Genomic DNA, 12267 nt, shown 5'->3' on the forward strand with positions numbered 1-12267 from the left:
GCTCCAGAAAAGCATAGATCGAACTGCTCGGAGCGAATTCTTATCATGCCGACTCACGCCGTCGGTAACGCCCCCGAGGTGGCGGGGAGTGGCGAATCCCGGCGACTCACTCGGTGCTCACTTGACGTAACTCTCTGCGCACCCGCAGCAAGTATTCTCGATCCGGATGAGTGCGACTTCCCAGTACATCAAGGGCTCCTATGACTCTGGCATATGCCTCACGCATATTATTCTCCGCCCGCAGGAAACGGACGAAATGCGCGAGCGCCCGCACCTGTTCGTCGGCCTCTCCGACCCGGCGTGCGAGAGCGACAGCGGAGGCCAACATGTCGAACGCGTCGGAAACCCGGCCCAGGGAATGCATCGTCCGCCCCGCACCGATCCGGGCGACGATCTCGTCATGGGTGGCCCCCAGATCCTGGGCCAAGCGGATCGAGGCGTGGTACTGGTCGAGCGCCTCCTCATGGCGCTCCAGGGCGTGGTAGGCCGCGCCCAGGCCGTTCAGACAGTTCACCTGGCTCTTCTGGTCGCCCGATTCCCGGTGTATCGCCAGGCTCTCCCGATATACCGGGAGGGCCTTCGAGGGCTCCCCGGATTTCACCAGCAGATCTGCCATGTTCGCGCGCGCGGTGGCGCTTTCGTATAGATTCCCCGAAGATTCCAGAAGCGGTATCGCTTCTTCCAGGCATTCCCGGGCCAGTTCGTTGTCCTCACGGTCCATGTGGAAAGTCGCCTTATTGCTCAGGGCCGACCCCACCGCTTTCGTGTCCCCCGCGCGACGGAATTCCTCGATGGCGGCTCCCAAAGAGCTGAGAGCCTCCTCGTACCGCCCGAGATAGTTTGACGAGATGGCGATGTTGTTGAGCAATCTCGCCGCCTCGATCGCGGTTCCCGTCGCCTTCTTGATGGGCAGCGCGGCCTCGAAGAATTCGATCGCCGGGGCGAAGGCGCCCTGGTGCCATTGCAGGACCCCGAGAATTCTCAAGGCTTCGCCCTCGGCCACGCTGATCCCCTGGGCACGGGAGAGGGAAAGCACTTCCTCGGCGGTTCTCCGCGCCCGCGGGTAATCGCTGAGCTGCATCAGCGCACCGCTCAGTATCAGCAGCGCGCGGCAGAGCGGGGCGGTGCGGCCGCGCGCCCGCCAGTGGTCCGCGCTCAGTTCGGCGAGGGCGCGGGCCTCGCCCCAGCGGCCGTCCTCGTCGAGCGAGGCGAAGAGATGCTGGGCGAGGAAGACGGCGGTGTCGGTGTCGCCCCGCGTCCGCGCGTACTGGACCAGGGCGAGGAGGGTGCCACGCTCCTTCCGGAGCCAGGTCCGGGCCGCCTGGGCGGTGGTGGCGAAGGGCAGGGGCCCGGGTCGGCCGGTCGGGGAGTACGGGTCGGCCGGGGGGCGCCAGGTGTGCGGATGGGCGCTCAGGTCCGCCTGGGCAACTGCCCTTCCGTAGAAGGCCAGCAGGCGGAGCATCGCGGCTTCCTGCTCCTCGGCGGAGTCGTGCCGCTGGACCAGCGAGCGGGCGAACTCCCCCAGCAGATCCAGGTAGTGGTACCGGTCCGCCTCGGTCTCCTGCAGCAGGTGGGTGGTGAGGAGTTCGTCCACGAGGGGCTCCGCCTGCGGTTCCGCGCGGTCCAGCAGGGCCGCCGCCGCACCGAGCGAGAACTCGGCGCCGGGGTGCAGGCTCAGGAGGCGGAAGGCCGACTGCTCGGTGGGCGTGAGGGCCTCGTAGGACATGGCGAGGGCGCGTTCCACCTGGCGGTCCGAGTCGCGGAGTTCGTGCAGCCGCCCCGGATGGCGCTCCAGGCGTTCGCTGAGGGCGCCGAGGTTCCAGGCAGGCCGGCCGCGGAGGCGGTGCCCGACAATGTCGATCGCCAGCGGCAGATAGCCGCAGAGGCGCACGATCCGGGCGACCACGGCGATGTCCTGGGTGCGCTCGGGGCCGACGATCTCCCGGAACATCGCGATGGCGTCCTGCGGTTCCAGGAGCTCCAGGGCCACGTTGAGCGCCCGCGGGAGCCCGCCGATCCGGCGGCGGCTGGTGACCAGCATCAGCGAGGTGGAGTCCCCCGGGAGCAGCGAGCCGATGTGTGCGGCGTCCTTGGCGTCGTCCAGGACCACCACACAGCGCAGCCGAGCGAGCGAGGAGCGCCAGGTCGCGGTGAGTTCGGCGAGCGTGAGCGGGACGGGGTGCTCATGGCCGAGCAGCATGCGCAGCAGGGTGGCGAGGGCCTCCTCGGGGTCCAGCGGCGGCTGGGATCCCGAGTAGGTACGGAGGTTGAGGTACAGCTCGCCGTCCGGGTACCGCTCGGCCAGGACGCGCGCCGCCTGCACCGCGAGCGCCGACTTGCCCACCCCCGCGGTGCCGGTCACCACCACGGTGCCCCCGGCGTTCCCGACCTCGCTCAACTCGCCTGTGATCGCGTCCAGTTCACGGCTGCGGCCGATCACGCGCGCATAGGGCGGCAGCGCCCTCGGCCTGTCCCGGAGGATGGACCGGGCGGCCGGGTCCCGGGAAGGAGCCGGCGTGCGCGCCTCGTGCTCCCCGGGCAGGGGTGCCTCCCACCGAACCGTCTCCGCGCCTCTCGGGCCCCCCGCCGCACCCCGCTCCCCCAAGCACTCCCGTACCAGCTCCTCCACCGGCCTGCGCCGCAGCATGTCCTCGTGCAGGCGGGCGAGGCGCGGGCCGGGCGGGGTGCCGTGCTGGCTGCGCAGGACGCTGCTGATGCGCTGGTGGACGCGCATCGCGTCGGAGTAGCGGCCCGCTCCGTAGAGGCTCAACATCAGCTGGAGACCGAGGACTTCGTCCTCCGGCTCCTGCTGGGTCAGTTCCGTGAGGTCGGGGATGAGATCGGGGTAGCGGCCGAGGCGCAGGCAGGCGGCGCTCTGGGTCAGTACGGCGTCGGCGTGCTTCTCCGCGAACTCGCGCCGCACCCGCTTCGGCCAGAGGCCGTCCATCCCGGCCAGCGCCTCACCGCGCCACAGGGCGCGCGCCGTGCTCAGCAGCTCGACCACGCGCTCGTCCTCGCCCCGGGAGGCCGCGGTGCGCGCCTGCTCGATGAGTCCGCGGAATCCGAGGTAATCGACGGAGATGAACGATTCCTCTAATCCGTACGCATGATTGCGGCGGATGAGCGGCTGCGCTCCCGGGGGCGCTCCCGCCTCTTTCAACTTCCTTCGCAGGCGCGAGACATGGCTATGCACACTGGAGCGGGCGTGGTCGGGAGGATCACCGTCCCAGAGCCGGTCGATCAGGGTGTCGACGGTGAGCAGCCGCCCGATATTGAGGGCGAGGCTCACGACGAGCCGCTCCTCTTTCCCCGCGCTGAACGAGTGGGTCGCCCCGGCCGCACTCAGCTCGACTGGCCCAAGCAGTAAGAGTTCCACCGGCGTCACTCCCCATGATCCGTGATCCCGTGAGGCGGGCGGTCAGTTGAAGTCGCAGTGCAGATACGGCTGTTGTTAAGGAATTGACGAGCATGCCACGGGCCCGGGGGCGGTTACCAGACGGCACGGCGCGAGAAGGAGCCGTTCGCTGCCGTATTGCGTGCGCCCGGTGGCCGAGTTTCTTCGCGAGCCCGACCAGTATTGTCGTAGCCGATCATGTAAAGGACCGGGTTGAGGGGAAGAGTCAGAGAGAGCACCGGCTCCTGTTTCGCACGCGTTGACGTCAGCACCACACAGAGGGCACTGCCGATCCGGGGGGACGCATGCAACCGGTCAGTCTTCGCGAGGTTCTGGGACTGGTGTCACGGGCCCTGGACGGCCTCGGCCCGGACGGAGCCCCGCCGCCGGACGGGACCGGAGAGGCACGGGCCGGGCTCGGCGAACTCGCCGCCGACCTCGACCGCACCCAACCGGACGCGGCCATAGGGGAGTTATGGACGCGGGCCAGGTCCGCTCCCGACAGCGGCATCCCGGCTGCCTTCGCGGCGGCGCTGCTCGCCACGGCGGCGCGGCACCCCGCAACCGAGCAGCGGCTCGGGGACCTGATCCGCCGCACCGGTCCAACTCCCCTACCCACAGGGGAGGATGAGGCCCCGCCGCCGGAACCCGGCCATGGCGCCCGTGAGTCGAGGGATACCCCGCAGCCCGCCGACGCCCCACCCCCGAGCCAAGTCCACAACACCCTCACCGGCGACTCGCAGCAGTACGGCCCCGTGGTGCAGGCGGGGCGGATCACCGGGCCCGTGCATCTGCACAGCGTGCACGTCCACGCGGCGCCGCAGGCGGCCGGGTCCGCCGCGCGCGAGGCGATCGCGCCCCGCCAACTGCCGCCCACCACCTCGCACTTCACCGGACGGGCCGAGGACATGGGCCTCTTCGACCGGCTGCTGGCCGCTCCCCTGCCGGACGCCCCGCTGCTGCTGGTCCTCAGCGGGCCCGCCGGGGTCGGCAAGACCTCGCTCGCCACCGCGTGGCTGCGGGCGATAGGTGAACAGGCTTGTCCCGACGGGCAGTTGTACGTGGATCTGCGGGGCGACACGCTCCAGGGCGCGCTGCCGCCGACCGTGGCCCTCGGCCTCCTGCTGCGCTCCCTCGGGGCCGCCTCGGTTCCCGCGGGGGAGGCCGAGCAGATCTCGCTGTGGCGTTCGATGACCGCGGGCCGACGGCTCGCCCTGCTGCTCGACAACGCGCTCACCGCGGCGCAGGCCAGGCCGCTGATACCGGGCGGCACGGGCAGCGTGGTCGTGGTGACCAGCCGCCAGCGGCTGACCGGGCTCCTGGTCGACGGCGCCCGCTCCCACGTACTGCGGCCGCTGGCCGCCGAGGCGGGGCACGCGCTGCTCAGCCGGGTGATCGGCGGGGAGCGCGTCGCCCGCGAACCCGAGGCCGCCCAGCGGGTGGTGGACCTGTGCGCCGGGCTGCCGCTCGCCGTCTCCCTCGCCTCGGCGCGGCTCGCCTCCCGGCCCCGCCAGCCCATCCGCGTACTGGCCGAGGCACTCGCCCATGAGTCCGGGCCGCTCACCGCCCTCCACGCAGAAGGAGTCCACCCCGTGCGGAACGCGCTCGACGCGTCCTACGACGCCCTCGGTCAGGACGCCGCGCTCCTCTACCGCCGCCTCGGCGCACTCCCGCTCCTCACTTATGACAGTCAACTCATCGCCTGCACAAGCGAGCTGACGGCACATCAGAGCGAGGAAGTGCTCGACGAACTCATGGAGGCCAATCTGGTCGAGGACGACGAGTTGGGCCGCTACCGGTTCCACGACCTGGTACGGGCCCATGCGCGCGAGACCGCGGAACGGCTCGACCCGGCGGAGTCGCGCACCGGGACCGTCCGCCGCGCGGTGGACTGGCACCTGGCCGCCGCCTCCACCGCCCAGCGGCTGCTGACGCCCGCCCAGGCGGTCCTGCCCCGCACCTACGCGTACCCGTGCGAGCCGGAGGCCCTCCCCCGCTTCGACGGCGAGCGGCAGGCACTGGCCTGGCTGGAGGCTCACCGGCTCGAACTCGTCGCCTGCCTACGGGAGTCCGTCGCCCGCGGCTGGCACGCCTGCGCCTGGCAGCTGGTCGACGCGATGTGGCCGTACTTCCTGAACGTCCGCCACTACGACCTGTGGATCGAGGCCCATGAGATCGGCCGGGACGCCGCGCGCCTCGACGGCAGCGCGCCCGCCTTCCGGCAGCTGCTCACCTCGGGCGCCATCGGACTGAGCGCGGCCGGGAAACCGGACGAGGCGCTGGCCTGGCACGAGGAGGCCCTCGAAGCGGCCCGGGCCGCGGGCGATGTGCGCGACGCGGGCCAGTCGCTGCTCGGACTCGGGACCTGCTGCTACGAGGCCGGGCGGCTGGAGCAGGCCGCGGAGTACCTGCGCGAGGCCCGCGCCCTCTGGGAGGAGTGCGGCTATCTCCGGGGGGTCGGCCTGGTCCTCACCCTCCAGGGCGAGGTCGCGCTGGCCGACGGGGACGCCGACCGCGCCGTCGCCCGCTTCGAGGAGTCGCGGCGGACGCTGGCCTCGGTCGACGACGCGCACAATGTCGCGCGGGCCCGCGCCTTCCTCGGCCGGGCGCGGGTGCGTGCGGAGCGGGACGGCGCGGGTCTGGCCGAACTCCGGGGCGCGCTGGGGGTGTTCGAGGAGTCCGGCGCCCTGCACTGGCAGGCCAGGGCCCTGGAGATGCTCGGCCTGAGCCTGACCGAACTGGGCGAGCCGGGCGCCGCCGCGGAGCATCTCGTACGGGCCGCCGCACTCTTCGACACCACCAGCCCGAAGGACGCGGCCCGGCTCCGGGCGGACCCCCGGTTTCCCCCCAGCGGCGGCTGAGGGCACGCGCGCCACCGAACCCGCCGCCGGGAGCCCCCGTGTCCCGTGTCCCGTGTCCCGTGTCCCGTGTCCCGTGTCCCGTGTCCCGTGTCCCGTCACGACCATAATGCGGAACACACATGACAGCCGCCTCCGGCGCCGTTACCGTCGAGCGGGGCGCGTCCTCCGCCGGAGGGTGGGGCGCCGGTGAGCCGAGGAGGGGCCGTGCGGGCGAAGGGCGAGCAGCGGGTCGGGCTGGTGAACGGGATCGCGGCCTATGTGCTGTGGGGGCTCGTCCCCCTGTTCTGGCCGGTCCTCGAACCCGCCGGGGCGACCGAGATCCTCGCCCACCGGATGACCTGGTCGCTGGTCGTGGTGGCGGCGGGCCTGCTCGCGCTGCGGCGCTGGGCCTGGGCCGGTGAGCTGCTGCGGGCGCCGCGCACGCTCGGCCTGGTGACGATCGGCGCGGCCACCATCTCCGTGAACTGGGGCATCTACATCTGGGCGGTCAACTCCGGCCATGTGGTCGAGGCCTCGCTCGGCTACTTCATCAACCCACTTGTGACAATTGCCCTGGGTGTCCTCCTTCTCAAGGAACGTCTGCGGCCCGCGCAGTGGGTGGCGGTCGGCACCGGCTTCGCGGCCGTCCTGGTGCTCACGGTCGGCTACGGCAGGCCGCCGTGGATCTCCCTGGTCCTCGCCTTCTCCTTCGCGGCGTACGGTTTCGTCAAGAAGAAGGCCGGGCTCGGCGGACTGGAATCGCTCGCCGCGGAGACCGCGGTCCTCTTCCTGCCCGCGCTCGGCTACCTCTTCTGGCTCGGCTCCCGGGGCGAGGTGACCTTCCACACCGAGGGCCCGGGCCACGCCGTGCTGCTCGCCTGCACCGGACTCGTCACCGCCGTCCCGCTGGTGTGCTTCGGCGCCGCCGCGATCCGGGTGCCGCTGTCCACCCTCGGCCTGCTCCAGTACCTGGCGCCGGTCCTGCAGTTCCTGCTCGGCATCCTCTACTTCCACGAGGAGATGCCGCCCGAGCGCTGGGCCGGGTTCGGGCTCGTCTGGCTGGCGCTGGTGGTCCTCACCTGGGACGCGCTGCGCACCGCCCGCGGCAACCGGGCCCGGGTGGAGCAGCTGGCCCGGGAGCTGGCCCTCCAGGACAGCGGCCTCCCCAAGGCCGCGCTCCAGCCGGAGGATCCCGCCCCGGAAGGGCCCCGGGAGCAGGAGGCGAAGCCGTCCGCCGACCGGGATAAGGTCTGAAGAACCGGCAATTTTCACGAGGTGGGGACCGCACCATGGCACTGTTCGGAAACGCGCACACCGTCGACCCGGGCAAGGCCGCGCAGGAGTACGCCCGCCTCCTCGGCCAGGGTGAACAGATCTACGGCGCCTACCAGTTGATCCGCGACACCCTCCTCTTCACCGACCGCCGCCTGATCCTCGTCGACAAGCAGGGCATGACCGGCAAGAAGGTCGAGTACCACTCCATTCCCTACCGCTCCATCAGTCACTTCTCGGTGGAGACCGCGGGCCACTTCGACCTCGACGCCGAGCTGAAGATCTGGATCTCCAGCAGCACCACACCGATCCAGAAGACCTTCACCAAGGGCGTCGACATCTACCAGGTGCAGGCGATCCTGACCCAGTTCGTGGCGCGGTAGTCAGGGACGTTCGCGGCGCGGCGGCAACCGGCTTCGCACCGGGTCGGCCGCCGCCGCGGCTACTCCGCGATCTCCGTGCGCTCCCACCACTCGTAGACGGGCAGCTGCCCCTCGGACGAGGCCTCCTGCCTCGACGTCTCCCTGAAGTGCTCGTAGCCGCCGCGGTGCCGGATCTTCAGATCCCGCCCGCCCTCGGGGGCGACCTCGACCACCCGCGCGTCCAGCTCCGCGGGACCGCCGTCGAGGACCGCCTTGCCGGCCCTTCCCCGGCCGCCGCTCCCGGTCTCTCCAGTCTGTCCAGCCATGCCCTCAGTGTCTCCGGGGCCGGAGGCGTACGCATGTGGGGGCCGGGAGGCGCGGGAGAGGGTTGGGGTACGCGGGCACGCGAGGGCAGGGGCCTCGGCGGCATATATATTTCACGAGTAAAACACCTGATAATCTTTTCTCATGCCCCCGTTCTCCTCCCGGTCGTCGCGCCGTCCGCTGCCCCTCCTCGGCGTGCTGCGCCCCGTCCGCGGGTCCGAGATCTGGTTCAAGTCCGCGCTCAGCGCCGTGTCCGCCTGCGCTCTCCCGAACCTCCTCCTGATCGGCTGCGGCCGCCCCGATCTGGTGATGTACGCGATGGGCGGCTCGCTGTGCGCGCTGTACGGGCACCACCTCCCGTACGCGGCCCGGGCCCGGGTGGTCACCGGGGTCGTCCTCGGCATGACCGCCGGCACCGCCGTGGCGCTGACCACGGCCTCGCTGACCCGCTCGGCCTGGGTACTGGTGGCCGTCGCGGCCGTGCTCGCCGCCGTCCAGCGGGCGGGATGCGAGGCCGCGCGGGTGGGGCCGCCGGGGCATCTGATCCTCACCTTCGTCAGTTCGGCCTCGCTCTTCGCACCCCAGTCCCTCGGGCAGGTGCCGGGACACCTCGCCCTCACCGCGAGCACCGGGGCGCTGGCCCTCGCGGTGGTGATGGCCCCCGCACTGCCGCGCCCCCTCGGGCCCGAGCGGCGGTCCACCCGGGCCGCGCTGCGCGCCGTCGCCGCCGCCCTGGACCCCGGCGCCCCGGCCGCCGCCGCGCACGCCGGAGCCGCGGCCGCCCTGCACACCGCCTGGCAGTACGTGTCCCCCGGCGGCGGCCGGGGCCACCCGGACCGCCGCGCCCTCGCCCTCCTCGTCCTCCGGGCCGAGACCGCCCTCGCTCTGGGCACCGCGAGGACCCTCTCCGTCCGGGGCGCCACCGAGGTCGAGGCTGTACGGAGCGCCACCGAGGCCGATGCCACCCAGGGCGCGGCCGAGGCGGATCCCACCCGGGGCGCGGCCGAGGCCGATGCGAGACCGGCGGAACCCGATGCCGCTCAACTCCTCTTCTGGGCCGACCAGTTGCGACGCCAAGGCCCCGTCCCGCAGGTGGCGCACTCCCCCGCCGAACTGCTCGCCCTGGAAGCGCACGCGGTCGCTCCGGCGGCCCGAGCCCGGGCACCCCACGCGGCCGTCCCCCTGGCGCCGGTGCTGCGCACCCTGGTGGGCGGCGCCCTCGCCGGATGGGCGGCGGTGGCCCTGGGAGCCGGACGGCCGTACTGGGCCCTGGTCACCGTGGCCGCGCTGCTCCAGGCCAACGGCGCGCTGACCTGGCGGCGCGGGGTGCAGCGGGTTGTCGGGAGCCTGGCGGGCCTCGGGCTCTTCGGGGCGCTGGCACCGCTGGCACGGTTCGGGCCGCTCGCTCTCGTCCTGTGCACCCTGGTGCTCGTCTTCGGCGCCGAGGCGCTGATCACCCGCAACTACTGGCTCGGCACCCTGTGCGTGACCCCGATGGCCCTGCTGGTCACGGAGTTCCCCGGCCTCGCGCCCAGCGGTGAACTGGCCGCCGACCGGCTCCTCGACACCCTCGTCGGCGCCGCCCTCGGCCTGCTCGCGACGGCCCTCGTCACCAACCGGTGGGCCACCGGCACCTTCGAGAGCGCGCTGGACTCCACCGAACGTGCCTGCGAGGCCGCCGAGCGCGCCCTCGGCGTACCGGCCCCGGATCCCGCCGGACTCCACCGCGCGCGCCGCCGGCTCGCCGCCGAACTGGTCGCCCTGCGGGCCGCGGCAGACACCGCGGCGGGCGAGTGGCGGCAGCGGGCGCTGCCCGGGGACCGCCTGCTGCGCACCGAGCGGCGCGGACACCGTACGCTCGCCGCGGTGATCAGAAAGCAGGACCGGCACGGACAGCCGCATCGGCACCCGTCTCTCGAGCGCTGCCGGGCGCACGGGGCCGGAGGCCAGTCGGCGAAGGACGCTCTCGTATGACGACGGAAGACGGCCGCGCTCCCGCGGGGGACGGCGCCCCCGCCAAAGACACCGTGGCGGCGGTGGTGGCGCAGTGGCAGGCGGCGTATCCGGGGATCGACACCGGGCCGATGGAGATCATCGGCAGGCTGAACCGGTGCGCGGCCCTGGTGCAGCACGCCGAGGACGCCCCGCTGCGGCGGTACGGTCTGACCCGGCCCGAGTTCGACCTGCTGGGCGCGCTGCGGCGGACCGGGCACGAGCTGACCCCCGGTGAACTCGCCCGCGAGACCTTCTCCTCGGGCGCCGCGGTGACCAAGCGGCTCAAGCAGCTCACCGAGCGCGGGCTGATCGAGCGCCGCAGCGACGACCGCGACCGCCGGGTGGCGCACGTACGGCTGACCGAGTCGGGACACGAGCTGGTCGACGGCGTACTGCCCGAGCAACTCGGGTACGAGAACGGGGTTCTGTCCGGTATCGAGGCCCCGGCACAGCGGCAGCTCGCCGGGCTCCTCGCCGGACTCCTCGTGCAGTTGGAGGGCCGCCTCGGCGGGCCGCACCGCTGAATCCCCGCCCCTGCCGCGGCCCGTCGGCGCCCCGGCCCTGCCCGTCGCAGTGTCCGACCGCAAACAGTCAACTCCCCGTCACCGCCTCACCCTCCGCTGTCCCGCGTACACAGAGGCGTACGCCGCATGTCCGACAGAAGCCCCATGTCGGTGTGACCTGGATCACTCATCACGTCAAGTCTTGCGTCCCGTACGCCGGATCAGACAGAGTTTCGAACCCCTGGCGTCAACCGTTCGACGTCCAGCGGCAGTTACGCCGGTTCTTCATCCCCCACACCCCACAGAAGGACTTTGCACATGGCAACGCACAAGCGGGTCGGCAAGCGCAAGATAGCCGTGGCGGTCGCCGCCGCGGGCGCTCTCACCGCGGGCGTCTTCGTCGCGCTCCCGGCCGGCGCTTCGGCCCCCGCCGAGGCGGACGTCTACGGCACCCAGGCCAAGGGCGCCATCGACGGCAACTACATCGTGATGCTCAAGGGCGGCGCGAAGATCAAGGCGGCCTCCGAGGGCAAGGGTCTCGCCAAGGAGTACGGCGGCACCTTCAAGCGCGGCTTCGACTCCGCGATCAACGGCTTCTCGGCCTCCGGCCTCAGCAAGACCGAGGCCCGCCGCCTCGCCGCCGACGACGCGGTCGCCAAGGTCGTCCAGAGCCACCGCTTCACCACCCAGGCGACCCAGGAGAACCCCCCGTCCTGGGGCATCGACCGGATCGACCAGGAGGACACGGCCGGGGACAACGCCTACACCTACCCGGACTCCGCGGGTGAGGGCGTGACCGCCTACGTCATCGACACCGGTGTGCGGGTGACCCACTCCGACTTCGAGGGCCGCGCCTCCTCCGGCTTCGACGCCATCGACAACGACGACGACGCCGACGACGGCAACGGCCACGGCACCCACGTCGCGGGCACCATCGCCGGTGCCGCGCACGGTGTCGCCAAGAAGGCCGAGGTCGTCGCCGTCCGCGTGCTCGACGACAGCGGTTCGGGCACCACCGAGCAGGTCGTCGCGGGCATCGACTGGGTCACCGAGAACCACGAGGGCCCCTCGGTCGCCAACATGAGCCTCGGCGGCACCGCGGACGAGGCCATCGACGCGGCCGTGCAGAAGTCGATCGAGTCCGGCGTGACCTACGCGGTCGCCGCGGGCAACGAGTCCTCCCCGACCGAGGGTTCGCCCGCGCGCGTCCCCGAGGCCATCACGGTCGCCTCCTCCACCAAGGAGGACGAGCAGTCGGACTTCTCCAACTACGGTGAGGCCGTCGACATCTACGCCCCGGGCACGGACATCACCTCCGCCTGGAACACCGACGACGAGGCCACGGACACCATCTCCGGTACGTCGATGGCCACCCCGCACGTCACCGGTGCCGCCGCCGTCTACCTGGCCGGCCACCAGGACGCCGCCCCGGCCGACGTCGCCAAGGCGCTGACCGACGGTGCCACCCCGGACAAGATCAGCAACCCGGGCGAGGGCACCGCGAACAAGCTCCTCAAGGTCGTCGAGTAGGTCCGGCCGAGGTCGTCGAGCGGGTCCGGTCGACCCGCCCGCGCGAG

Annotated in this window: 8 protein-coding genes; 6 read left to right on the forward strand and 2 right to left on the reverse strand. The window is 72.2% G+C overall.

Annotated features, from left to right (window positions below):
• Positions 1–106: 106 nt before the first annotated feature.
• Complete coding sequence (locus HFV08_RS06835) at positions 107–3385, reverse strand: AfsR/SARP family transcriptional regulator (RefSeq protein ID WP_312885432.1); 3279 nt, start codon at positions 3383–3385, stop codon at positions 107–109.
• A 350-nt stretch (positions 3386–3735) separates the two neighbouring features.
• Here HFV08_RS06835 and HFV08_RS06840 point away from each other — a divergent pair, with 350 nt between their 5' ends.
• The 3 genes from HFV08_RS06840 (at position 3736) to HFV08_RS06850 (ending at position 7889) form a co-directional block, all read left to right on the forward strand.
• The gene (locus HFV08_RS06840) at positions 3736–6255 is read left to right on the forward strand and encodes a tetratricopeptide repeat protein (RefSeq protein WP_312885433.1); all 2520 of its coding nucleotides are present in this window, start codon (positions 3736–3738) and stop codon (positions 6253–6255) included.
• 204 nt (positions 6256–6459) lie between these two features.
• The gene (rarD, locus tag HFV08_RS06845; protein WP_168536842.1) at positions 6460–7488 is read left to right on the forward strand and encodes an EamA family transporter RarD; all 1029 of its coding nucleotides are present in this window, start codon (positions 6460–6462) and stop codon (positions 7486–7488) included.
• 35 nt (positions 7489–7523) lie between these two features.
• Positions 7524–7889, forward strand: a complete 366-nt coding sequence (locus HFV08_RS06850; RefSeq protein WP_168536844.1) for a PH domain-containing protein — start codon at positions 7524–7526, stop codon at positions 7887–7889.
• A gap of 59 nt (positions 7890–7948) precedes the next feature.
• Here HFV08_RS06850 and HFV08_RS06855 read toward each other — a convergent pair whose 3' ends face one another.
• Positions 7949–8194 (reverse strand): DUF5988 family protein, encoded by a 246-nt coding sequence (locus HFV08_RS06855; RefSeq protein ID WP_168536846.1) that lies wholly within the window; start codon positions 8192–8194, stop codon positions 7949–7951.
• Positions 8195–8336: 142 nt separating this feature from the next.
• On the opposite strand from HFV08_RS06855, the gene HFV08_RS06860 reads away from it, so the two are divergent.
• The 3 genes from HFV08_RS06860 to HFV08_RS06870 all read left to right on the forward strand — a co-directional run bounded on the left by HFV08_RS06860 (position 8337) and on the right by HFV08_RS06870 (position 12220).
• Positions 8337–10166: an FUSC family protein gene (locus HFV08_RS06860; RefSeq protein WP_168536848.1), complete on the forward strand. Its 1830-nt coding sequence runs from the start codon at positions 8337–8339 to the stop codon at positions 10164–10166.
• Complete coding sequence (locus HFV08_RS06865; RefSeq protein WP_168536849.1) at positions 10163–10711, forward strand: MarR family winged helix-turn-helix transcriptional regulator; 549 nt, start codon at positions 10163–10165, stop codon at positions 10709–10711. Before HFV08_RS06860 ends, HFV08_RS06865 begins: the two co-directional genes overlap by 4 nt.
• A 297-nt stretch (positions 10712–11008) precedes the next feature.
• Positions 11009–12220 (forward strand): S8 family peptidase, encoded by a 1212-nt coding sequence (locus tag HFV08_RS06870; protein WP_168536850.1) that lies wholly within the window; start codon positions 11009–11011, stop codon positions 12218–12220.
• The last annotated feature ends 47 nt before the right edge of the window (positions 12221–12267 follow it).

The sequence above is a fragment of the Streptomyces physcomitrii genome (assembly GCF_012273655.1).
GTDB lineage: Bacteria > Actinomycetota > Actinomycetes > Streptomycetales > Streptomycetaceae > Streptomyces > Streptomyces physcomitrii.

Bases quoted from the DNA above. Each gene is read 5' to 3' on its own strand.
- HFV08_RS06850 (WP_168536844.1), top strand. From the start codon at position 7,524: ATGGCACTGTTCGGAAACGCGCACACCGTCGACCCGGGCAAGGCCGCG.
- HFV08_RS06855 (WP_168536846.1), bottom strand. From the start codon at position 8,194: ATGGCTGGACAGACTGGAGAGACCGGGAGCGGCGGCCGGGGAAGGGCC.
- HFV08_RS06860 (WP_168536848.1), top strand. From the start codon at position 8,337: ATGCCCCCGTTCTCCTCCCGGTCGTCGCGCCGTCCGCTGCCCCTCCTC.
- HFV08_RS06865 (WP_168536849.1), top strand. From the start codon at position 10,163: ATGACGACGGAAGACGGCCGCGCTCCCGCGGGGGACGGCGCCCCCGCC.
- HFV08_RS06870 (WP_168536850.1), top strand. From the start codon at position 11,009: ATGGCAACGCACAAGCGGGTCGGCAAGCGCAAGATAGCCGTGGCGGTC.